The following is a 21,175-nucleotide window of genomic DNA, read 5'->3' as shown; positions in this document are numbered from 1 at the left end:
GGCTACGCCGGCGCGCAAGGCATACCGCGAGCAGTGCTCTCACAAAGAGCCAACTCACTCGGGAAGACTCCCCGGCGAACCTCACCGGGCCACCCACGCCCTCCGCCGTTGCCGGCGCCTTTCATGGCAAACAAAGCCCGGATCTCGCCGGAGGACTAGAGCTCCCGACCGCCGATAGACCACACCGATCCGACCGACACCGCCCTGTGCCGACCAGTGAGCACAAGGCCACCCGCGCCCGACCCCGCCGACACACGCAACGCACGCCGAGAGCAGTGCTCTCTGTAAAGAGCACGGGTCACTCGGGACTCGCGAACGCGCCCCGGCCAGCCGCACCCGGCCGCCCACGCCCTCCACTGTTGTCGGCGGCGTTCCTGCCGAGCAAAACCCGCACCTCGCCCGAGAAATCAGCCCCACCACCAGCATCCCGGGACCGGGCCGACCGACACCGACCGACACCGGCCAACGCCGACCCCCGAGCACAAGCCCACCCGCGCCCGACCCTCACCGACGCGCAACGCACGCCGAGAGCAGTGCTCTCCGTGAAGAGCACTGGTCACTCGGGAGGGTCCTCGGTAAGCCCGACCAAAGGGCCGCCCTCTCCCGCCGCCGGTGGTGGTCGCTTTTTCTGCCGGCCCAGGCCCCGGCTCGCCGGACAACGCAACCCTCGTGACGACCCCGAGCAACCTTCATCCCGAGCTGCCCCGGCCGCGCGCAGCAGGGCGTTGCGTCTCAGGACCGCCTACCCCGCCCAGCCGAGTGAAGCGCCTTGTCGTTGCGCCGCCGCCCCGGCCGGCTGCCCTCACGCCAGCTCATGGAACGCGGCTGCGACCTCCGTCCAGCGTTCCACCGCGCTGGTGTCCTCGCGCCAGGTGCTGACCGCCGAGTACGCGACCACGCGGGTCGCGACGCCGCGGTAGCGGTTCATCAGGGCTTGGGCCAGGCCGTCCCACGGGGCGCTCACCGTCAGGGTGTCCAAAACCTCGTCGTCGATCGCGGCGGCCATGCCCGCGCGGTCCTTGGCAGCGAAGAGGCGGTTCAGGCGGGGTTGGAGGTCGTCCCAGCCGTGGGTCTCGAAGACCTTGGCGTAGCCGGGTGTCGAGCCGTAGAAGGCCAAGCGCAGGCGCAGCTTCTCGCGTTCGGCCTCGATCTCCTCGTCGGTGTCGCCGGTCGCGGTCATCACCGGGCAGACCAGCGCGAAGTCGTCGGCCGCGCCGCCGGCGGCGAGTTGGGGGCGGACCACCTCCTCGATGTAGCGCACGCTGTGCAGCGGGTGGACGTGCAGGCCGTCGGCCACCTCGCCGATCATCCGCAACATCCACGGGTTGACCCCGGCCAGGTAGATCGGCGGGTCGGCGATCGAGCCGCCCGGCGTCCACTCCGGCGTCATCAGCGTGAAGCGATAGAACTCGCCCTTGAACCGCAGTCGTTCCTCACCCCGGAAGGCCGCCCAGATCGCCCGCAACGCGCCGACGTACTCGCGCAGTCGCGGTCCCGGCTGGTCGAACTCGGCCGAGTAGCGCCGTTCGATGTGCGGTCGTACCTGCGTGCCCAGGCCCAGGACGAAGCGTCCGCCGGTGGCCTCGGCGAGTTCCCAGGCCGCCGACGCGGTGACCATCGGGCTGCGGGCGAAGGCGACCGCGATGCCGGTGCCGATGGTCAGGCTCTCGGTGGCCAGCGCCGCGGCGGTCGCGGCGGTGTACGCGGTGCGGCCGCCTTCGGTGAGCCATAGCCCGTCGAAGCCGGCCCGCTCGGTGGCGGCTGCGGCGCGTTGCATGCCGCGCAGGGTGAGGCCGGCTGCCATGACATCGAGCTGAGGGGGCGTCACTTGTTCTCCTGTACCGAGGATTTCGCGGTTTCCGCTTCGTGTACACGGTCCCACGCGCCGGTGACCGTGCCGGTCCAGCGCGGCGCGCGCCGTTCCGACCAGGCGCGCGGGCCCTCGCGCGCGTCCTCGGTGCCCATCAGGATGCGGTGATAGGCGGTTTCGAGTCGCTCGACCTCGTCCGGACCGGCGTCCGCCCACAGCAGGCGTTTGGTGAGCGCGGCGGACACCGGGTGCACGTTGGTGGCGATGTCGCGGGCGATCTCCAGCGCGGCGGGCAATACCTCGGCGGCGGGCAGCGCGCGCGAGGCAAGCCCCAGCGCGAGTGCCTCGCTCCCCCGGAACGTACGCCCGGTCAACAGGATGTCGGCGGCCACCGCTCGCGAGGTGGCGGTCGGCACCGTCCAGTGCGACTGCGCGTCGGGCACCATGCCGCGCCGCACCTGGGGAATCGCCAACTTCGCGTCCTCGGCCACGATCCGGATGTCGCACTGCATCGCCAGGGTGAACCCGATGCCGATCGCGTGCCCGTTGATCGCCGCGATCACCGGCTTGCGCACGGCCCAGGCGGGCGGCCGGACCGGCGACGCACTGAACTCCCGCGCACGCGCAGGCGCACACCCACGCCCACCGGGCTCCGGCTTCGACTCTGGTCCGTACGCCGACGCCAACGCCGCCGGCGACACCGACCCCAGCCCGGACCCCGACCTCGGCTCCGGCTCCGGTCCGTACGCCGACCCCGACCCCGAGCCCCGCTCGGACCCCGGCGGCCCCGACTCCGGCCCCGCAAAAGTGTCCGCGGCCGGCGACATGTCGGCCCCGGCGCAGAACGCCCGCCCCGCGCCGGTCAGCACCACCACCCGCACCGCGTCGTCCACGTCGCAACGCGCGTACGCGTCTCCCAGGGCGACGCCCATCCCGCCGGAGAACACGTTGAGCTTCTCGGGCCGGTCAAGCGTGATGACGGCGATGCCGTCGTGAATAGCGAACTGGATCACTCTGGGACGGTAAGCCGAGTCCTTGACAAGGTCAAGCGAACGCAACGAGAACACCCCGGGCAGATCGTTGACCGAATCAAGGGACGATCCTAGGGTCTGACCAACCACTGTCACGAGGGGACTCCACACCATGACCAACCCGTTCGGGTTCGAAGGTAAGCGCGTTGTCGTCACGGGAGGCTTCTCGGGTGTGGGCGCCGCCCTGGTCGAGGTGCTGGCCGAGCAGGGTGCAGAGCACATCACCGTGCTCGACCTCAAGGAGCCGACCGGCTCGGCGCACACATTCATCCGGACCGACCTGTCGGACGCCGCGTCGGTCGACGCCGCCGTCGACGCGATCGACGGCCCGGTACACGCGCTGTTCAACAACGCGGGCGTGGCCAGCACGCTGCCCGCGCCGGCCGTGTTCGCGATCAACTACCTCTCGTTGCGCCGGTTGACCGAGGCACTCGTGGCCAAGGGCGCGCTGCCCGAGGGCGCGGCGATCGTGAACACCGCGTCGATCGCGGGGATTTCGTGGCCTGCCCACCTGGAGGCGATCAAGCAGTTGATCGCGATCGAGGACTGGGACGCCGCGCAGAAATGGCTCGCGAGCAACGAACTCGGCAGCGACGCCTACAGCTACAGCAAGGAGCTCGTACAGGTTTACACGATGTATTACGCCCGTACGGCCGCGGCGAAGGGCCTGCGGATCAACAGCGTGTGCCCGTCGCCGATCGATACCCCGCTGCTGCCGGACTTCCGTAAGACGATCTCCGACAAGGTGATCGACTGGAACATCTCCCAGGGCAACGGCCGACTCGCCACCGGCCGCGACGTCGCCCTCGCGCTCGCGTTCCTGGGCGCGGAAGCCTCCGGCTTCCTCAACGGCGTGAACATCAACCTGGACGGCGGCTTCAACGCCGGCCTGACCGTCGGAAACCTCGACTTCTCCGGCCTGGCGTAGCGCGAGCCGCGTACCGAGGACGATGCCCCGTCACCCACCGATTCGGGCGACGGGGCAGGCCGATCGCCTCAGCCGCGCAACGACGCCGTGAGCACACCCCATGAAGCGACAGGAACAATCAGACAGCCGACGCTCGGGTCCTTGCTGTCCCGGACGGGGACGACGCCGGGAAGGCCGTCGGAGACCTCGACGCACGCACCCTGGTCAGAGTTGCTGTGGGTCGACCTACGCCAAGCAACGGCGCTCAGATCAGGCAATTCGTGCACGCCTCGTACTCCTTCCACGGCAACCCGGTTGCGTCAGCCGCGCAACGACGTCATGAGGAAACCCCACGAACCCGCAGACACGACCAGACAACCGACGCTGGGGTCCTTGCTGTCGCGAACGGGGACGAAACCCGGGAAGCCATCGGCAACTTCGACGCACGCGCCTTGATCGTCGTTGCTGTGACTCGACTTACGCCAGGCAGCGGCGCTCAGATCGGGGATTGCGTGCATGCCTCGTACTCCTTGATTGCGGCGCGGATCATGGCTGCCGATTCCCTCGGGGTCAGGGCGTAGGCACTCACCCGATCGTAGGTGCGTTTGCGCATGGTGACGACGTCCGGATCCTCAAGGATCTGCCCACTCGCGCTGCCTTCCACGTAGATCAGCGACGTACCGTCCTCCAGCTCGATCACGATCTGCGTTGCCTCGCTGAGGCCGAATTCGCCGCGGCAGAGGGGCAGCACCCGAGCGGTGCCGTACTCGTGATCCATCATCGGCAGGAGGGCAGCGAGTTGTTCCGCCATGACGATCGGTCCACCGATCCAGCGGCGTAGGACCGACTCGTCAAGGATCGCCGCGAAGTAGGGGCTTGGGTCTTTGTCGAAGATTGCGCGTCGGTCCATCCGGGCAGCGACGCGCGCTTCGATCTCTTCTTCGGTTGCCCCCCGGTCCGCCTCCCGGAAGACCGCGCGCGCGTATGCCGGGGTCTGGAGTAGTCCGGGAATGCGGAACCCCGCCCACTCCCTCAAGCCAAAGGCGTCGTTCTCCAGGCTCATGTACTCCAAGTACCGATCCGGGAACCGCACTCCGCGCAGCATCTCGAACAGAGCGGTGAACAGGCCGTTCGTGCCGAACGCCGCGTCGAGCTTCGGGCACAGTTCTTCCGGGACCGGACTGTCGCACGTCTCGAAGCGGCTCATCGACGCCTTGCTGTAGCCAACGACGTCGGCCAACTCCGTTACGGACATGCCGGCTCGCGTTCGATGCTCGCGAATCTGGGCGGCCACGCGCTGACGAGGTGATCCGTTTGTCGGATCGGTCCGACGCTCCCGGAATCGCACACCCGTACCCCTCTTCGTTCCAATTGCATCCGCAACGGTGGGTTTCTTCAAAGACTAGGGCGATTGGCCGATCCTGGATCACAGAGTGGCCGAATCACCACCCACCGCAACCGCAGAGGGCCACTCCGGCGCGCGATGGACTCCCGCGTGCGCCAAGGCCGCCCTTTCCCTGACCGACCGTGCGGGGCGAGGGAGTCGGCGCAGCCGTTCCGTGGTCGAGCGGCGGCCCGACGAGGGATGGGAGGTAGGGGGCGAGTGAATGCCTGGACAGCGTCTCGCCCCCTGCGTGCCCGAAACGAGAAAGGACACGTCATCACGATGACAGATCGCATCGGATGGACCCAACGAAGCTCGACGCTCGTGTCGGCACCGGAACGCGACGCGCGGGACGAGCAGTTGCGCCTGCTCGTCCGGAAGTGGGTCGACGAAGCGGACTTCTGCGCTCTCCGACCTGCCCCGCGTGCCCCGCACCCGACGCAGGTCCTTAGGCACCTGCGTTCTCATCGTCGTTGGGGGAGGACTTGGCGGACCTGGCAGACCTGGCGGGCCTGGCGGTTGTCGGTGCGGTTTCGCACGCCGCGCTCAGGTGGGCGGGACGGGCGATGACCGCCTCGAAGCAGCTTGCGGGGAGCACGCAGCGGGACCTCGACAGAGGCCGCGCGTTCTTCGAGCGCTACCGGCATGCGTGGTGCCGCGACGCCTGCTCCGGTCGTGAAGGCGTGCTCATGGATGTATGGGGTCGGCAGGTCCACCTGCGCCTGCGAAGCGGCATCGAATTCACCTGCCGAATCCGGGACCTGGTCATTCTCCGGATCTCTCGGCCGGTCCTGTACGAGCGCGTCGCGTACGTCGGAGCGCAGGACGCGAAGGAGCGGCCGGTCGGCGCGGTCATGGAGTTGTGGGCCGTGGACAAGGGCACATTGGCGATCGTCCAACCGCCGGGCGGTCCCGCCTGGTTCGCGCTGTCGGCGGATCTCGAACCGATCGACCGCCCTATGGGCCCCGTGGCGGATTGGGCGCATCCCCCGTTTCCGAATGGAAGCCCGAGAGCCGGGGACAACGCCGCGCCGTTCCCGATCGGCGGCGAATACGGCCTCGACCGCACCGATATCGGGGCTACCGACAGCGCGTAGGACATTGCCGGGCGGTCCGCCGAACCGGGCGTCGGATAGCTGACAGTCGAAACCCGGATACGGATGCGGATGCGGATGCGGCCGGCTTTGTGGACAAGTCGATGGCTCACGCAAATTGCCAGGGCCTCTCGCAACGAGAAGCCCTGGCAATTTGGGGTATGACGAATTGTCGGGCGCGCCGCCCGAAGGCGCCGGCCGTGCTCAGACGGCTGGGTCCTCGATGGCGGCGGGAATCTCGCCCTCGGCCATCTCCTCGACGAATCGCTGCAGCAGGGTGGCGAACGTCTCGCGGTCCGTGTCGCTCCAGCGGTCGAGCATCTCGCTCATCCGCCGATCCATGACGTCGTTGAGCCGGCGCCGGACCGAGTCGCCGCGCGGCGTCAGCGAGACGAGGCTGACCCGTCCGTCGTCCGGGCTGGGTGAGCGCCGTACGTAGCCGTCCCGCTCCAGTTGGCCCACCTGGCGGGCGGTGGCGCCCGGGTCCATGTTGGTCATGCGCGCCAACTCCCCCATGGGGAGCGGACCTTGCTTCTCGATTCGGCGCAGCAGCACGTAGGCGGGCTGCGAGATGGTCGCGCCCGCCGCGGCGGCCTGGCCCGCGTACACTCGGCGGCTGGCGTGGCGCCGAAGCAGGGCCTCCAGCGCCCGCTGGATCGCTTCGACGTTTTCGGTGGAGTTCACCCGACCATGATAGCAGTCCTTGACTGCGTCAATTTAATACTGTGCGATAACGTGCATATCTCGGGCCGGATTTCCGAAGCCGGGTTGGGTTGGGTTGTACACCGCGACTAAAGGTTCGGCATTGCGGACCCACGAACGAGGCTTCACGTCCGGGAAGGCTCGCGGAGAACCGTCGAGATCGGTCGAGATCGGTGGAGATCCGTCGAGATCCGTGGGGCGGGGTCTGCGCTACATACGCGACGCACCCGCGATCATGTGTGATCACACATGTTGTTTCCGCGGCCCGGCGGCGGGCCCAAGCGACTCGACTAACCGACTCGACTAACCGTCTCGGCTAAGCGGTCGCCTCGGTCCCGACGGAGGAAACGAGACCGAGACGACCTGCCCATGGACTATGTCAGTCGTCAGACGATCAGACAATGGCAACCGGATTGATGGGGCTACCCGTTGCGCCGGTGACCGGAAGCGGCGCAACACACAACAGGCACGAATAGGCGCCCGCCTCCGCCATCGCCTCGGCGAGCTCGCTCAACCACAGGTGTTCGAGAAGCGGGACGCCCGATTCGACCAGCAACGCGATGTGTACCGACAGGAACCGATCGTCGAACGGAATGCACTCGATCGCGCTGTTGTCCGCGCCCACGACGCTGATGTCCCGCGCCCGGACGTACTCCACCGCGTCGAGGGACAGGCCCGGCTGCGCGAACGACGGTTCGCGGCCCGAGGCCGTGATGGCGCGGTACTCGTCGAGATAGCCGGTGCGGACCAGCAGCGCGTCGCCGGAGCGGACCTCGACGCCCTGTCGCTCGGCGCATCCGGCCAGGTCGGCGCCGGTGATCTTGTATCCGCCCTCCAGGTGCGGCGTATCGAAGTACCGAGGCAGGTCCAGCAGCACCGCCCGGGCCGCGAACGCGCCGAGCTTGTCGATCCCGCAGCGGCCGGCGCCGGTGTGCGAGCGGAACGTGTCGGCCGGGAAGCCGTTGTAGAAGCGGCCCTTGGCCTGCACGTGGCACAGCGCGTCCATGTGCGTGAGGTTGTGCGACGGGATGATCAGCACGTCCTCGTTCGAGCCGACGTCGTCGCCGCCCTCGAACCCCTCGAACATCGCGTCGGTCTGGCTGACCAGGGTCAGCCGCTGCGGTGAGCCGCGGAAGTCGAAGGCGGGCTGGTTGCCGCGCGTGATGGGCAGTGCGAGCGAGTACGAGCGCCCGGTCCGGATCTCGTGCGCGGCGGCCCGGACGCCCGCCGGTTCGATCAGGTTGAGCGCCCCGCGCTCGTCCTCGGGGCCCCAGCGGCCCCAGTTCCCGGCGGCGGGCACCGGCTCGTCCGTACCGGGTCGGGTGTCGTCCGTCATGGGTCGGCGGTCCTCTCGGGCGGCCGGCCGGATCGGCGATCCGCAACCGGCGAGCGGGCCGGTCGGATCGGCGATCCGGCCGGTCGATCCGGGCCGGGCGGGCCTCAGAACGCGATGACGCCGCGCGCGATCCGGCCGTTGTGCATGTCGTCGAGCACGTCGTGGAAGCCGTCGGCGGGATAGACCTTGGAGACCAGCGCGTCCAGGTCGAACTTGCCCTGGCGGTACAGCTCGACGATCGCCCGAATGTCCTCGTGCGGACGCACCCCGCCGGCGCGCGTGCCCAGGATGCCCCGGTCGCACTGGAGCAGGTTGGCGATCCGGATGTTGGCGGTCGCGGTCTGCGCGGGCTGGCCGACGGCGATCAGCGTGCCGCCCCAGTCCAGGGCCTCCATGGCGTTCTCCAGGACCGCCGGGATGCCGGTGCACTCGAAGATCCAGTCCACGCCGCCCGCGCCGAACACGCCGACCTTGACCTCGTCGCTGTACGGGAACAGGGTGCGGATCTCGTCCGCGACGTCCACGTCCTTCCCGGACTTGACGAAGTCGGTCGCGCCGAACTTGCCGGCCAGCTCGAACTTGCCGGGCACGGTGTCGATGCCGACCACGCGGCCGGCGCCCTTGAGCCGGAGCGCCTGGACGGCGGACAGGCCGACGCCGCCGAGGCCGATCACGGCCGCGGTCTGACCGGGCAGTACGTTCGCCCGGTTGAGCACCGCGCCCGAGCCGGTGACCACGCCGCACGGCACCAGGCACGCGGAGGTCAGCGGCACGTCCTTGGGGATGGTCACGCACTGGATTTCCTTGACCAGGGTGAGCTCGGCGAAGGTGGACGCACCGGCGAAGTTCCACACCGGCTCGTCACCGATCGCGAACGGCGTGCCCCGGTTGCCCAGCGTCTGGCGGCAGCGGTTGGGGTGGCCGGTCTGGCAGTGCCGACACATCCCGCACGCGGCGATCGTGGTGATCACCACGTGGTCGCCGGGCGCGACCGTACCGACGCCCGCGCCGACCTTCTCCACGATCCCGGCGCCCTCGTGCCCGAGCACGGACGGCGTGGGCCACTCGATGACGCCCTCCAGCACGCTGACGTCGCTGTGGCAGACCCCGGTCGCGACGATCCGTACCAGGACCTCACCGGCCTCCGGGTCACGTACGGTGACATCGTCCCGGATCTCGGCGCCCGTGGCGGTGTGCAGGATCGCGCGCATGTACCGTCTCCTCGTTCCGGGCGGACGGCCCGCCGCGAGGTGTGTTCGCCGCGCACCGGACCGGCCCACCCCAAGCCGAACTTCCACATCCTTGATCACTACAACGATGTCGATTATTCACCGCGCGCCGAAGAGGTCAAGGCATAGCGGGCCTGGGATCTGACGACCCGTCGGACGTTTGACGACGGCGGTCGCCGGGCGCGGAGGCGGGCGCGAGCGGCGATCGTGGGCGCGTCGAGGGCCGCGCCGCGAAGGGCGCGCGCCCCGCCCACCGCGATCCGTCGGGTGCGCGTCCCGCTCGGCCCACCGCGATCCGGAAGCGTGCGCGTCCCACTCGACCCACCACGATCCGGAGGGTGCACCTCTCCCCCGCGACGCACCGCGACCCGCCGCGACCCGCCGCGACCCGCCGCGACCCGCAAGCGTGCGCGCTCCGCTCAGTCCACCGTCGGACTGCGGCGTTCCAGGAGGATGACATCGCGCCAGCGGCCGTGGTGCCGGCCGACCCGCTCGCGGGTGCCGATGGTGCGGAAACCCAGAGCCGCGTGCAGGGCGAGGCTGCCGGTGTTCTCCGGGAAGACGCCGGCCTGGATGGTCCACACGCCGGCCGCCTCGGTCGAGGCGATCTGCGCGGTCAGCAGGGCGCGGCCCACGCCTCGGCCCGCCGCGTCGGGGTGGACGTAGACCGAGGTCTCCACCACACCGCGGTAGACCGCGCGCTTGGACGTCGGGCTCGCGGCCACCCAACCCAGCACCGTGCCGGTCGCCCCGTCGAGCGCGACGAAGCGGTGCTCGGGCAGTTTGCCCGCGTCGAATTCGGCCCAGTCCGGCGCGCTCTCCTGGAAGGTGGCGTCCCCGCCGTCGATGCCGAGCTGATAGATCGCGAGCACCTGGTCGGCGTGCTCGGCACGCATCGGCACGATGGTCGCGGTCGTGGTGGCGGTGGTCATGATGCTCTCCGGGGACGCGGTGGCCGGCAGAACCACCATCCTCACCGAATGGACATGCGCCTTCGCACCCACCCCCGGTATAAATCGCCGAATGGGATCACAGGCTGCACAGGACGTGGAATCGACGGTCGCACACGCCGTCGCGGTGTTGACCGAGGCAACCGAGAGCGAACGGGACTGGTCACGCCGGGCGGGGGAATTGGAATGGGACTGTCGTTACACCCTGGTCCACATCGTCGGCGATCTGTACGCGTACGCCGGCCAACTCGCGTCGAGCCGGATGGACGACTACCTCCCGGTGGACATCGAGGCCGACGCCGACGCGACGCCGGCCGAGATCCTGCACGCGGTCCGGGCCGGCGGGGCATTCCTCACCGCCATGGTGGCCACCCGGCCCGACTCGGCCCGCGCGTTCCATCCGTACGGGATCTCCGACCCGGACGGCTTCGCGGGAATGGGCATGGTCGAGGTCATGGTCCACATGCACGACCTGGCGGCCGGACTCGACCTGGCCTACCGGCCCGATCCGCGGATCTGCGCCCGGGTGCGGGCGCGGATGTTCCCCGACGCGCCCACCGGTTTCGACGCCTGGCCCACTCTGTTGTGGTGCACCGGCCGTACCGAACTCCCCGGTCACCCGCGCCGGGTCGGCAAGTGGCGCTGGCAGGGCCTCCCCGCGACGTAGGCCGGGGCCGTCGGATCCTCCGGGTGGAGGACGTCGATCCAGGCGCCCCGCGTCTACGCTGCTCGCGTCCGAGCGCCGCGTCGCGCACCCGGAGCCGAGTACCGCACGCGCGGTGCCCGGCACGACACCGGGTGCCCGGTCGCGCGTCGCATGCCCGACCGCACACCGCCCGTCGGAGGTACGCACCATGCCCGCACCGTCCCTGGATGGACTCGGCTTCGCCCCGCTCGATCGTCCCGAGCACGGCGAGGTGGACGCTTCCACATTCTTCACGTACCACGAGCGTGACGGCGTGATCTGGGCCGAGTACAGCGGCGGCGACATCGTGCGGGGCCACCTGATCGGCACTCGGGAGGCGGACACGCTGGACTTTCGCTACACGCAACTCAACCGGTCCGGCGCCACCGCGTCCGGGCACTGCGTCAGTGCCGTGCTCGTGTTGCCGGACGGGCGGATCCGGCTGGAGGAGACCTGGGAGTGGGAATCCAGGCCGGGCAGCGGAACGAGCGCCGTGGAGCAGGTCCCCGAGGCGCGGACCTGACACCCGGTCGGTTGTCGGACGCGGTATCTACGTTGAACCCCGACGGACATCGCGACCGAAGGGGTGGGCCATGGGATTCAACGGGGACATCGTCGTATTACGCGCACAAACGCCGTTGACGGACCTGGCCCCCTTCGTCGGCGGAAACGGACATCCGGTCTACGGCGAGTGGTCCTACCTCGACGGCTGGCGCGCGGTGCACGTGCGGCACTTCGAGGATCCGTACGCCTTCCAGGGGCCGTGGCTGACCGACCTGGCCGCCCGAACCGGCTCCCCCGTACTGGTGTGTGGCGTGTTCGAGAGCGATGTCGCGCACGTCCAGGGGCTGAGCGGGACGCACTTCTGGGAGGGCTGGCTCGACCCCGGCACCGCCGCCTCGCGGTTGGCCCAGGACCGTTGGGAACGCGCGGGCGGGCGGGGCGACTTCGCCCGGTTCCGGGACGAGGCCGCCGCGTGGCTGGAGGAGGATCGGCCGCGCGTCGCGGAGGCCGCGGTCCGGTGGGCCGCGGCGGCCGGGTACCAGGTGCGGCCCGAGCCCGTCCTGGAATTGCTGGCCCTGAAGCGGGATCCGTTCGTCGAGCGGTTGTTCTTCGACCTGCTGACCCGCCTGGGCCTGGTGGCGGCGCCCGCGCGGTAGGTCGATCGCGGTCCCGGGGCGGTCGCGGCTCACCCGTCCCCGGGCCGCTCGCGGCTCACTCGACCTTGCGTACCTCGGTGTCCTCCGGCCGGATCCGCCGGCCGTCCGCGGCGTGCACCTCGAGCGCCCGCAGCGGCCGGCCGTCGCGGCGGTCCAGCAGGCTGGACTGCGGCTCGGCCGGCTCGAACCAGTGCGCCTCGCCCCACTGCCGCAGCGCGACGATCACGGTGAACAGGTCGCGGCCCTTGGCGGTCAGCACGTACTCGCCGTAGGCGCTGCCGTCCGACGCGGGCACCACCTCCATGATCCCGCCGGCCACCAGCGCGCGCAGCCGTGTGGTCAGGATGTTCTTGGCCACGCCCAGGCTGCGCTGGAACTCGCCGAACCGCCGGCTCCCGTCGAACGCGTCGCGCACGATCAGCAGCGACCACCAGTCGCCGATCGCGTCCACGGACCGGGCCACCGGACACGTGCTGTCGTCGAACCGTGTGCGCTGCACCATGCCTCGTCCTCTCCTGCCGGGCGATCACCCATCATCACCCTGGTTGCAACATGCTACCAAGCTCGTCTAGCGTGCATCCGGTGGCAACTTGCAACCAGATGCACGAGGAGTGGGACATGGCTGCCGAGCACGACGCGCCGGAGCACACCGGGGAGAGGAGCAAAGACCGCACCGCGGAGAGGACCGACGCGCGAACCGGGAAGGTGAGCGAAGCGCGAACCGGGAAGAGGGCCGAAGCGCGAACCCGGGAAGCCGTGGGCACCGCGCCGACCGCCGGATCCGGCTCGCTCCCCCGTGCGCTCACCCTCGTCTTCGCGATCGCCGCCGGCGTCGCCGTCGCGAACGTCTACCTCGCCCAACCGCTCCTGGTGACCATGGGGCACGACCTCGGTCTCGCCGCCGGCACCGTGGGCGTCGTGGTCACGCTGACCCAGGTCGGCTACGGATTCGGCCTGTTCCTACTCGTCCCGCTCGGCGACCTGATCGACCGTCGCCGGCTGCTCGTCGGCCAATTCGCGCTGCTGGCCGCCGCGTTGGCCGCCGTCGGGCTGGCCGGCAACGCCGCGCTGCTGTTCGTCGCGATGATCGCCGTGGGCCTGCTCGCGGTGGTCACCCAGGCGGTCGTCGCCTATGCCGCCGCGCTGGCCGCGCCGGCCGAACGCGGTCGCGTCGTCGGTTCGGTGACCAGCGGCGTGGTCACCGGCATCCTGCTCGCCCGCACCGTCTCCGGCACGGTGGCCGACCTGGCGGGCTGGCGCGCGGTGTACCTCGGCTTCGCCGCGCTGACCCTGGCGCTGGCCGGGACGCTGTACCGAGTGCTGCCGCGTCGGCGCGACGATCGGGTGCCCGCTTCCGTCGACACGCCGCCGGGCGATCGGAAGGCGCCACCGTCCTATCGCAAGCTGCTCGTCTCGACCGTGACGCTGTTCGTCGAGGAACGCCTCTTCCGGGTCCGCGCGCTCTTCGCGCTGCTGATCTTCGCCGCCTTCAGCACCCTGTGGAGCAGCGTCGCACTCCCGTTGAGCGAGCCGCCGCTGTCGCTGTCGCACACCGCGATCGGCGCCTTCGGCCTGGCCGGCGCGGCCGGGGCGCTCGGCGCGATCCCGGCCGGGCGGCTGAGCGACCGAGGACACGCGAACCGGGTCACCGGGATCGCGCTGGTGCTGCTCACCCTGTCCTGGCTGCCGCTCGCCTTCACCCGCCAGTCGCTGTGGGCACTGGTCCTGGGCACCATCGTGCTCGACCTCGCCGTACAGGCGGTCCACGTCACCAGCCAGACGTTGATCCACCCGTTGCGCCCGGATGCCGGCAGCCGGCTGATCGGCGGCTACATGATCTTCTACTCGATCGGCAGCGCGGGCGGCGCGATCGCCTCGACCACCCTGTACGCGGCGGCCGGCTGGCTTGCGGTGTGCGTGCTGGGCGCGGCCTTCGGGGCCCTGGCGCTGCTGGTGTGGGTGCTGGAACTGGTGCGCGCGCACCGGGTGGAGGGCGGGTCAGCGGCGCCGCCCGTCACACCGTGATCAGTACGTTCACGACCACGCCGACGACGAGCACAAGCAGCAGCCAGGACCACGGCGGACGCAGCGCCGGACGCGGTCGGGAGGATCGGTCGCTCACGGTCGACTCCTTCGTCGTTGCCGCCGACCGCTCCGGGTGAGCCGCCGACCCGCACAAACGTAGGATTCCGTGGCGGTGTCCCGGCAGCCCGCACGCGCCCGTTCCGATGGTGATGCGCGCACCACCATCGGGACACCCGCGGCTCGGCTACCTCTCGCGCGCGGCGGCGGAGACCATCGAACGAGCCCAGGAAAGGGGTCGAGCGGTGCACACGAAACCCGAACTGCCCCAAGCACGCGCCGTGCTCCCCGCAGGGCGAGCCGCACTGTCCGGCCTGCCCGCAGCGCGCGCCGCACTTCGCGGCCTGCCCACCCGGCTGGGTCTGCTCGCGCAGGCCGGCGGCACCGGCCTCCTCGCCCTGCTCGCGCTGCCCGTGGTCCTCATGTGCGCGTGCCTGTACGTCGCCGGCTTCGGCCTGCCCCTGCTGACCCCGCTGCTGCGCGGGGTGCGGCGACTGGCCGGCGCCGAACGCCGTCGGGTGGGCGTCGTGCTCGGCGGCCCACCTGTGCCCGAGCACTATCGCCCCCTCGACGGCCCGCTGCTCACCCGCGCGCGCATCGCGCTGACCGACCCCGCCGGACGACGGGACCTGCTGTGGCTTCCGGTACACGGTCTGACCGCAACCCTCGCCGCCGTGCTCGGCCTCGGCCTGACCGTCAGCGCCGTCAACAACCTCACCATGCCGCTGTGGTGGTGGGCCGTGCCGGGTCGGGCGCCGTCCGGCGTCGGCTTCGCGGTCGACTCGTGGTGGAAGGCCGCGGCGATGCTCCCGATCGGCGCGGCCGTCGCGGTGCTCGCGGTTGCCCTGGCCGCGCCGCTGCTGCGCGGCCAGGCCCGGCTGACCCGCCCGCTGCTCACCCCGCCGGACGGGTCGGTGGTCGAGCGGCTGGCCGAGGTCACCGCGAGCCGAGCCGCCGCACTGGACGCGCACGGCGCCGAACTGCGGCGGATCGAAAGGGACTTGCACGACGGTACGCAGAACCGACTGCTCGCCGTGGTGCTGCATCTCGGGCTGATCGAACGGGCCCTGGAACGCGATCCGGAGCAGGCGCTGCCGCTGGTCCGACGCGCTCGACGGGCGGCCGGCGACGCGCTGGACGAGTTGCGCGACGTGGTGCGCGGCATCCACCCGCCAATCCTGGCCGAACGCGGCCTGGACGGCGCCGTCTCGGCCCTGGCCGCCCGCTGTCCGGTGCCCTGCGTCGTGCACACCGCCGGGCTGACCCGCACACCGGCCGCGGTGGAGACGGCCGCGTACTTCGTCGTCGCCGAGGCATTGAACAATGTGGCCAAACACAGCCACGCCGCACACGTCGAGGTCCGGCTGACCCGCGAGGAGGACACGCTGGTGATCGAGGTCGAGGACGACGGGCGCGGTGGCGCGGACGAGCACGCGGGCAGCGGCCTGGTCGGCATCCGGCGGCGCGCGGCCGCGCTGGACGGCCGGTTGAGCGTGCACAGCCCGGTAGGCGGACCGACCCGACTGCGCGCGGAGTTGCCGTGCGGGTGGTGATCGCGGAGGACGACGCGCTGCTGCGCGAGGGCCTGGTCCTGCTGCTGACCGGTGAGGGCTTCGAGGTCGCGGCGGCGGTGGACAACGGCACCGACTTCCTGGCCGCCGTCGCGGCGCACGCCCCGGACGTCACGGTCGTCGACGTGCGGCTGCCGCCGGACTTTCGCGACGAGGGGTTGCGGGCCGCGATCGAGGCCCGGCGGCGCCGGCCCGGGCTGCCCGTGCTGGTGTTGTCCGCCTATGTCGAGGACCGGTACGCGGCGGAGTTGCTCGCCGACGGCAAGGGGGCGACCGGCTATCTGCTCAAGCAACGGGTGGGCGACGTCGACGAGTTCGCCGACGCGCTGCGTCGGGTGGCGGCGGGCGGCACGGTGATGGATCCCGAGGTGGTGGCCCAACTCCTGGTCCGGCGCCGCTCCGACGACCCGCTGCGCGAACTGACCCCCCGCGAGCGCGAGGTGCTCGCACTGATGGCGGAGGGCAGGTCGAACACGGACATCGGCCGGCTTCTGGTGATCAGCGAGGGCGCGGTGAACAAGCACATCCGCAACATCTTCGCGAAGCTCGGGCCGGCCCCCGACGACGCGGGGCATCGACGGGTGCTCGCCGTACTCGCCTATCTGAACGGCTGAGCGAACGAGCACCCGCCGACCGGGTGCCGGGAGGCCGAGGAGGCCGAGGAGGCCGAGAAGGCCGAGAAGGCCACGGCCTCACGCGTCGAAGGACTCCTTGCGGGTGCGCGGGCGCTTGCGCGCGGCCGGGATCGCTCGCGGTGCGGCGCCCTCGACCACGGTGTTGGTCAGCGTGCCGATTCCCTCGACCGTGAGCGCGACCGTGTCGCCCGGTCGCAGCGGCGGCAACTCCCGTCCCAGGCCCCACAGTTCGCCCAGGCAGCCGCCGTTGCCGCAGGTGCCGGTGCCCAGTACGTCGCCGGGTCGGACCCAGGTGCCCCGCGACGCGTAGGCGACCAGTTCGGCGGGCGGCCAGCCCATGTTGACCAGTGAGTCCCGGCCGACCTCGACGCCGTTGACCGACGCGCGCATGGCCACGTCCAGGAAGCCGTCCGCGTCCCGGTGGACCTCGAACTCGTCGGCGGTCACCAGCCACGGGCCCAGCGTGGTCGCGGTGTCCTTGCCCTTGCACGGGCCCAGACCCACCCGCATCTCACGGGCTTGGAGGTCGCGCGCCGACCAGTCGTTGAAGATGGTGTAGCCGATGATGTGCTCCGCCGCCTGCTCGACCGTCAGGTCCTTGCCCGCGCGGCCGATCACGATGCCGACCTCCAACTCGAAGTCGAGCACGTTCGACCCGGGCGGCATCGGCACCACGTCGCTCGGGCCGATGATCGCGTAGGGGTTGGTGAAGTAGAAGGTGGGCAGCTCGTACCACTCCGGCACCACGGTCGCGTCCGGGCCCTGCACGGTGACCGCGACGCCCTCGACGTGTTCCTCGAACGCCACGAAGTCGCGGACGGTGGGCGGCTGTAGCGGCGGCAGCAGCCGCACGTCGGTGAGCGCGACCGCCGGTTCCGACCGGGCCCGCTCGCCCGCCGCGCGCAACTCCTCGGCGCCGCGCTCGATCAGGCCGAGCAGCGTGACGCCCACCGGCAGCGGGTGCACGACGGCGTCGCCCGCACCGGCCACGACTCCGCAACGAGTCGAGCCGGCCAGGTCGAAGGTGGCGAACTTCATGCGATTGCTCCCTGTTCCGATACGTGCCGAGCACCGGCGACGCGGTGTCGGTATCGCTGAATGATCACAGGTAAATGATCACTGCCCCATGATCATCGCCACATGATCACAGAGCCGCGACGGATCCGCGGGAGTCGGCCCACCGTGTCAGGACAGCAACTTCGCGCCGGTCTTCGCGCGCACCTCGTCCTCGGTGACGTCGGGGGCCGTCTCGACCAGGAGCAGGCCGCGCTCGGTCACGTCGATCACCGCGAGGTCGGTGACCACCCGCTGGACGCAGCGCTTGCCGGTGAGCGGCAGCGAACACGTCTCGACGATCTTGTGCTCGCCCTTCCGGGACACGTGCTCCATCAGCACGATCACCCGACGGGCGCCGTGCACGAGGTCCATCGCGCCGCCCATGCCCTTGATCATCTTGCCGGGAATGGTCCAGTTCGCCAGGTCGCCCACCGCGCTGACCTGCATCGCGCCCAGGATCGCGGCGTCGATGTGACCGCCTCGGATCATCCCGAAGGACAGCGCCGAATCGAAGAACGAGGCACCCGGCAGGACCGTGACGGTCTCCTTGCCGGCGTTGATCAGGTCCGCGTCGACCTCGTCCTCGTGCGGATAGGGTCCCACTCCGAGCAGCCCGTTCTCCGAGTGCAGCACCACGTGCACGCCGGCCGGGATGTGGTTGGGTACCAGCGTGGGCAGCCCGATACCGAGGTTCACATACGACCCGTCGGCCAGCTCGGCCGCCGCCCGCGCGGCCATCTCGTCCCTGGTCCAGGCCATCAGTCGCGCACCGTTCCCCGCGCCGCCGGCGCGGTGATCGTGGTCTTCTCGATCTGCTTGTCGGCGACCTGGGCCGCGCTCAGGACCACCACCCGCTGCACGAACACCCCGGGCAGGTGCACCTCGTCCGGGTCGAGTTCGCCCGGTTCGACCAGCTCCTCGACCTCGACGACGGTGATCCGCCCGGCCATCGCGGCGAGCGGATTGAAGTTGCGCGCCGACTTGTCGAACACCAGATTGCCGTGCCGATCGCCCCGGGCCGCCCGGACCAGCGCGTAGTCGGTGGTGATCGACTCCTCCAGGACGTACTCGACCCCGTCGAAGACCCGCACCTCCTTCCTCGGCGAGGCCACCACGACCGCGCCGGCCGCGTCGTAGCGCCACGGCAGACCGCCCTCGGCCACCTGGGTACCGACGCCGGCCGGGGTGAAGAAGGCCGGGATGCCGCACCCACCGGCCCGCAGCCGTTCGGCGAGGGTGCCCTGCGGGGTGAGTTCGAGCTCGATCTCACCGGACAGGTACTGCCGGGCGAACTCCTTGTTCTCGCCGACATAGCTGCCGGTCGCGCGCGAGATGCGCCCGGCGTGCAGCAGGATGCCGAGTCCCCATCGATCCACGCCGCAGTTGTTGGAGACGACCCGCAGATCGCCGGCGCCCTGCGCGTACAGGGCCCCGATCAGCACCGAGGGAATCCCACACAGCCCGAACCCGCCGACCGCGATCGAGGCCCCGTCCCCGATATCCGCCACCGCCGCCTCGGCCGTACCGACCACCTTGTCCACGCCATCTCCGATCACCCACCACCCCGACCCCCCGAAGCTATGCGCCCACCCCCCGCCCCACCCCCCAACCTTCCACTCACCGGAAACCAACCAAAAGCGCCGGCCAGGCCATCCCACAGCCCAACCGGCGCCCCCACAACCAACCAACCGCCCCACAACCAACCCTCAACCACCCACACCCAGCCCGACCGACGGCCAAACCAGCGCGGCCGGCACTTGAGGCCACTCAGCCCGGCCGGCGCTTGAGGCCGCCAGACCGCAGGTCGGCCCACCCCGTCACGCGAAGCGAAACCGCAGGTCGGCCAAGCCCGTCACGCGAAGCAGGAGAGCGGCTTGCCGTCGTTGAACGTCACCATGTCCCCGAGCGCGCCGTATATGTCGATCGCCCCCGCCCGCTCAACCCCGTTCAACTCCGCGTACGCACGATGCAGGTTGCCCACGATCCGCTCCGGGTCGGACAGCGCCGCGTACTCGCCGAGGTCCGTCTCCCGCGCCACGCTCAACGGGTCCAGCCCCGCGTCAAGCCCCTTGCGCGCGGTCTCCAGCACGAAGTTCGTGTACCCGATCGCGTAGTCGATCTGCTCCGGACCACACACCTCGCCGTGTCCGGGGACCAGCGTGGTGGCGCCCAACTGCTTTACCCGCTCCAGCACTTCGAGGTAGCCGGCGGGCGAGCCCATCAGCAGGAACGGGGTACCGCCGTTGAAGATCAGGTCGCCGGTGTACAGGACGCCCTGCTCCTCGAGCCACACCACCGAGTCGTTCGAGGTGTGCGCGGCGCCGAAGTGCCGTACCTGCGCCCGCAGATCGCCCGCGTACACGGTGACGCTGTCGGTGAAGGTCAGGAACGGCGGGACCGCGCGCACGCCGCCCCAGCCGACGCCCGGCCAGATCGATTCGACCTCCATGATCCCCAGCTTCAGGATCTCGGTCCGGGTGTTCTCGTGCGCCACGATGGTGGCCGACTCGAACAGGTAGTTCCCGTTCGTGTGGTCGCCGTGGTGGTGGGTGTTGATCAGCGTGCGCACCGGGGCGTCGGTGTGCTTCGCGATCGTCTCCAGGAACGTGCGGGTCCGGGCCTCGGTGGCACAGCCGTCGATCGCGACGACGCCCTCCGGACCGACCAGGAACCCGGTGTTGTTGATCCACCAGGTGCCGTCCGGCTGGATGTACGCGTACGCTCCGTCGGCCACCTCCTGGACGCGAGGCGGATCCATCCGGCCGTGATCGTGCTGCGACGTGCTCATCGATACTCCCGATCGACTGGGGGTGTGCGTTGACGTGCATACACCGCCGACCGCCCCATGCGCAGCCTGACGAGCCGTCAGGTGCCGCGTCCGGTAGGGCTTGTCCGGGATGTCCCGGGCCCGGCGGGGCGATTCGGGCTCAGTTCACCGCACGGCCGGTGAACGCGGCGAGCCGGTCGGCGGCCGGCGCGTCCGCGGCGACCGGCTGCTCCGGGCCGAACGCGCGACCCTCCCCGCGCGCGGCGTCCGGCAGGGTCTTGCGCATGCGCTCCAGGAGCGCCTCGGCGAGCTCGGGGTCCAGGTCGGTCGGCTTGCCCAGGGCCCGGGCCAGGTCCCACGCGTGCACGAAGATGTCACCGGTGGCCAGGCCGAGCAGGAAGCCGCCGGTCTGCTCGCCGAACGGGGTCTTGATCGCCGCGGCGATCCGCTCCGGGGTGAAGGTCGCGAGCATCGTCTCGACCACCGCCTCGAAGTCCTCCCGGGGGTCCTCGGAGACCGGCTCGGTGGGCCCGGCCAGCGCCGCCGCCAGACCGCGCTGTGCGCCGGTGGCATGCGTGAGCAGACCTCGTACGTCCCACTGATCACACGGACACTCGAGCCCGAGCTGTTCGTCGCCGACCTCGGCGAGCAGCGGACGGAAGGCGTCGACGGCGCGCTTGTACTGGGTTATCTGGTCCACGAGGACTCCTCGGGCAGGTGACGCCGCGCGGGTACGGCGTGCGTTCCGGGTGACGGACGACGAGCAGCGGTCAGAT

The 21,175-nt window shown here is 70.6% G+C and carries 23 protein-coding genes; 8 read left to right on the top strand and 15 right to left on the bottom strand.

All coding sequences use genetic code 11. The features are described 5' to 3' along the window. Positions 1-802 precede the first annotated feature (802 nt). Together OG948_RS27490 and OG948_RS27485 are read right to left on the bottom strand one after the other, a co-directional pair. Positions 803-1,828, bottom strand: a complete 1,026-nt coding sequence (locus tag OG948_RS27490; RefSeq protein WP_406299004.1) for a TIGR03617 family F420-dependent LLM class oxidoreductase — start codon at positions 1,826-1,828, stop codon at positions 803-805. Then, entirely contained in the window at positions 1,825-2,823 is a 999-nt protein-coding gene (locus OG948_RS27485) for an enoyl-CoA hydratase/isomerase family protein (RefSeq protein WP_406299003.1), read from the bottom strand. The genes OG948_RS27490 and OG948_RS27485 overlap by 4 nt, the downstream gene beginning before the upstream one ends. Before the next feature lie 130 nt (positions 2,824-2,953). Here OG948_RS27485 and OG948_RS27480 point away from each other — a divergent pair, with 130 nt between their 5' ends. Beyond that, positions 2,954-3,769, top strand: coding sequence for a coniferyl-alcohol dehydrogenase (locus OG948_RS27480; RefSeq protein ID WP_406299002.1), 816 nt, complete (start codon positions 2,954-2,956; stop codon positions 3,767-3,769). Positions 3,770-3,837: 68 nt separating this feature from the next. On the opposite strand, the gene OG948_RS27475 is transcribed toward OG948_RS27480, so the two are convergent. The 3 genes from OG948_RS27475 to OG948_RS27465 are packed head-to-tail and all read right to left on the bottom strand — an operon-like array spanning position 3,838 to position 5,042. Beyond that, the gene (locus tag OG948_RS27475; protein ID WP_406299001.1) at positions 3,838-4,035 is read right to left on the bottom strand and encodes a DUF397 domain-containing protein; all 198 of its coding nucleotides are present in this window, start codon (positions 4,033-4,035) and stop codon (positions 3,838-3,840) included. A gap of 33 nt (positions 4,036-4,068) precedes the next feature. Further along, positions 4,069-4,266 (bottom strand): DUF397 domain-containing protein, encoded by a 198-nt coding sequence (locus OG948_RS27470; RefSeq protein WP_406299000.1) that lies wholly within the window; start codon positions 4,264-4,266, stop codon positions 4,069-4,071. After that, on the bottom strand, positions 4,245-5,042 hold the full coding sequence (locus tag OG948_RS27465) for a Scr1 family TA system antitoxin-like transcriptional regulator (RefSeq protein WP_406298999.1): 798 nt from the start codon (positions 5,040-5,042) through the stop codon (positions 4,245-4,247). The genes OG948_RS27470 and OG948_RS27465 overlap by 22 nt, the downstream gene beginning before the upstream one ends. A 656-nt stretch (positions 5,043-5,698) precedes the next feature. Between OG948_RS27465 and OG948_RS27460 the strand changes: the two genes are divergently transcribed. After that, complete coding sequence (locus OG948_RS27460; RefSeq protein ID WP_406298998.1) at positions 5,699-6,229, top strand: hypothetical protein; 531 nt, start codon at positions 5,699-5,701, stop codon at positions 6,227-6,229. Positions 6,230-6,430: 201 nt separating this feature from the next. On the opposite strand, the gene OG948_RS27455 is transcribed toward OG948_RS27460, so the two are convergent. From OG948_RS27455 to OG948_RS27440, 4 genes are all read right to left on the bottom strand, one after another. Continuing rightward, entirely contained in the window at positions 6,431-6,910 is a 480-nt protein-coding gene (locus OG948_RS27455) for a MarR family winged helix-turn-helix transcriptional regulator (protein ID WP_406298997.1), read from the bottom strand. Positions 6,911-7,322: 412 nt separating this feature from the next. Continuing rightward, positions 7,323-8,264 (bottom strand): cyclase family protein, encoded by a 942-nt coding sequence (locus OG948_RS27450; protein ID WP_406298996.1) that lies wholly within the window; start codon positions 8,262-8,264, stop codon positions 7,323-7,325. Positions 8,265-8,368: 104 nt separating this feature from the next. Further along, positions 8,369-9,475, bottom strand: a complete 1,107-nt coding sequence (locus OG948_RS27445) for an alcohol dehydrogenase catalytic domain-containing protein (protein WP_406298995.1) — start codon at positions 9,473-9,475, stop codon at positions 8,369-8,371. 437 nt (positions 9,476-9,912) lie between these two features. Further along, a complete protein-coding gene (locus tag OG948_RS27440; protein WP_406298994.1) occupies positions 9,913-10,425 on the bottom strand; it encodes a GNAT family N-acetyltransferase in 513 nt (170 codons plus the stop codon). Between the two features lie 91 nt (positions 10,426-10,516). Here OG948_RS27440 and OG948_RS27435 point away from each other — a divergent pair, with 91 nt between their 5' ends. From OG948_RS27435 to OG948_RS27425, 3 genes are all read left to right on the top strand, one after another. Then, positions 10,517-11,110 carry a maleylpyruvate isomerase N-terminal domain-containing protein gene (locus OG948_RS27435; RefSeq protein ID WP_406298993.1) on the top strand — a complete coding sequence of 198 codons (594 nt, stop codon included), beginning with the start codon at positions 10,517-10,519 and terminating at the stop codon, positions 11,108-11,110. Between the two features lie 187 nt (positions 11,111-11,297). Continuing rightward, positions 11,298-11,651: a hypothetical protein gene (locus OG948_RS27430; RefSeq protein WP_406298992.1), complete on the top strand. Its 354-nt coding sequence runs from the start codon at positions 11,298-11,300 to the stop codon at positions 11,649-11,651. Positions 11,652-11,721: 70 nt separating this feature from the next. Continuing rightward, positions 11,722-12,288 (top strand): hypothetical protein, encoded by a 567-nt coding sequence (locus OG948_RS27425; RefSeq protein ID WP_406298991.1) that lies wholly within the window; start codon positions 11,722-11,724, stop codon positions 12,286-12,288. A gap of 55 nt (positions 12,289-12,343) precedes the next feature. Here the strand turns inward: OG948_RS27425 and OG948_RS27420 are convergent, their stop codons facing one another. Further along, positions 12,344-12,790, bottom strand: a complete 447-nt coding sequence (locus OG948_RS27420) for a winged helix-turn-helix transcriptional regulator (RefSeq protein WP_406298990.1) — start codon at positions 12,788-12,790, stop codon at positions 12,344-12,346. A 116-nt stretch (positions 12,791-12,906) separates the two neighbouring features. Between OG948_RS27420 and OG948_RS27415 the strand changes: the two genes are divergently transcribed. From OG948_RS27415 to OG948_RS27405, 3 genes are all read left to right on the top strand, one after another. Then, positions 12,907-14,313, top strand: coding sequence for an MFS transporter (locus OG948_RS27415; RefSeq protein WP_406300355.1), 1,407 nt, complete (start codon positions 12,907-12,909; stop codon positions 14,311-14,313). Positions 14,314-14,615: 302 nt separating this feature from the next. Next, positions 14,616-15,923, top strand: a complete 1,308-nt coding sequence (locus OG948_RS27410) for a sensor histidine kinase (RefSeq protein WP_406298989.1) — start codon at positions 14,616-14,618, stop codon at positions 15,921-15,923. After that, the gene (locus OG948_RS27405) at positions 15,911-16,555 is read left to right on the top strand and encodes a response regulator (RefSeq protein ID WP_406298988.1); all 645 of its coding nucleotides are present in this window, start codon (positions 15,911-15,913) and stop codon (positions 16,553-16,555) included. The genes OG948_RS27410 and OG948_RS27405 overlap by 13 nt, the downstream gene beginning before the upstream one ends. 78 nt (positions 16,556-16,633) lie before the next feature. On the opposite strand, the gene OG948_RS27400 is transcribed toward OG948_RS27405, so the two are convergent. The 5 genes from OG948_RS27400 to OG948_RS27380 all read right to left on the bottom strand — a co-directional run bounded on the left by OG948_RS27400 (position 16,634) and on the right by OG948_RS27380 (position 21,099). Beyond that, on the bottom strand, positions 16,634-17,614 hold the full coding sequence (locus OG948_RS27400; protein WP_406298987.1) for a fumarylacetoacetate hydrolase family protein: 981 nt from the start codon (positions 17,612-17,614) through the stop codon (positions 16,634-16,636). A 147-nt stretch (positions 17,615-17,761) separates the two neighbouring features. Next, a complete protein-coding gene (locus tag OG948_RS27395) occupies positions 17,762-18,391 on the bottom strand; it encodes a 3-oxoacid CoA-transferase subunit B (protein WP_406298986.1) in 630 nt (209 codons plus the stop codon). Beyond that, positions 18,391-19,173 carry a CoA transferase subunit A gene (locus tag OG948_RS27390; protein WP_406298985.1) on the bottom strand — a complete coding sequence of 261 codons (783 nt, stop codon included), beginning with the start codon at positions 19,171-19,173 and terminating at the stop codon, positions 18,391-18,393. The genes OG948_RS27395 and OG948_RS27390 overlap by 1 nt, the downstream gene beginning before the upstream one ends. 311 nt (positions 19,174-19,484) lie before the next feature. Next, the gene (locus tag OG948_RS27385) at positions 19,485-20,420 is read right to left on the bottom strand and encodes an MBL fold metallo-hydrolase (protein ID WP_406298984.1); all 936 of its coding nucleotides are present in this window, start codon (positions 20,418-20,420) and stop codon (positions 19,485-19,487) included. 139 nt (positions 20,421-20,559) lie between these two features. Further along, positions 20,560-21,099, bottom strand: coding sequence for a TIGR03086 family metal-binding protein (locus OG948_RS27380; protein ID WP_406298983.1), 540 nt, complete (start codon positions 21,097-21,099; stop codon positions 20,560-20,562). Positions 21,100-21,175: the final 76 nt, after the last annotated feature.

The organism is Embleya sp. NBC_00888, from assembly GCF_045207655.1.
Lineage (GTDB): Bacteria > Actinomycetota > Actinomycetes > Streptomycetales > Streptomycetaceae > Embleya.
This window is presented reverse-complemented; position numbering and strand designations above follow the sequence as displayed.

Bases quoted from the DNA above. Each gene is read 5' to 3' on its own strand.
- OG948_RS27480 (WP_406299002.1), top strand. From the start codon at position 2,954: ATGACCAACCCGTTCGGGTTCGAAGGTAAGCGCGTTGTCGTCACGGGA.
- OG948_RS27470 (WP_406299000.1), bottom strand. From the start codon at position 4,266: ATGCACGCAATCCCCGATCTGAGCGCCGCTGCCTGGCGTAAGTCGAGT.
- OG948_RS27460 (WP_406298998.1), top strand. From the start codon at position 5,699: ATGACCGCCTCGAAGCAGCTTGCGGGGAGCACGCAGCGGGACCTCGAC.
- OG948_RS27450 (WP_406298996.1), bottom strand. From the start codon at position 8,264: ATGACGGACGACACCCGACCCGGTACGGACGAGCCGGTGCCCGCCGCC.
- OG948_RS27445 (WP_406298995.1), bottom strand. From the start codon at position 9,475: ATGCGCGCGATCCTGCACACCGCCACGGGCGCCGAGATCCGGGACGAT.
- OG948_RS27440 (WP_406298994.1), bottom strand. From the start codon at position 10,425: ATGACCACCGCCACCACGACCGCGACCATCGTGCCGATGCGTGCCGAG.
- OG948_RS27435 (WP_406298993.1), top strand. From the start codon at position 10,517: ATGGGATCACAGGCTGCACAGGACGTGGAATCGACGGTCGCACACGCC.
- OG948_RS27430 (WP_406298992.1), top strand. From the start codon at position 11,298: ATGCCCGCACCGTCCCTGGATGGACTCGGCTTCGCCCCGCTCGATCGT.
- OG948_RS27425 (WP_406298991.1), top strand. From the start codon at position 11,722: ATGGGATTCAACGGGGACATCGTCGTATTACGCGCACAAACGCCGTTG.
- OG948_RS27420 (WP_406298990.1), bottom strand. From the start codon at position 12,790: ATGGTGCAGCGCACACGGTTCGACGACAGCACGTGTCCGGTGGCCCGG.
- OG948_RS27415 (WP_406300355.1), top strand. From the start codon at position 12,907: ATGGCTGCCGAGCACGACGCGCCGGAGCACACCGGGGAGAGGAGCAAA.
- OG948_RS27400 (WP_406298987.1), bottom strand. From the start codon at position 17,614: ATGAAGTTCGCCACCTTCGACCTGGCCGGCTCGACTCGTTGCGGAGTC.
- OG948_RS27395 (WP_406298986.1), bottom strand. From the start codon at position 18,391: ATGGCCTGGACCAGGGACGAGATGGCCGCGCGGGCGGCGGCCGAGCTG.
- OG948_RS27385 (WP_406298984.1), bottom strand. From the start codon at position 20,420: ATGAGCACGTCGCAGCACGATCACGGCCGGATGGATCCGCCTCGCGTC.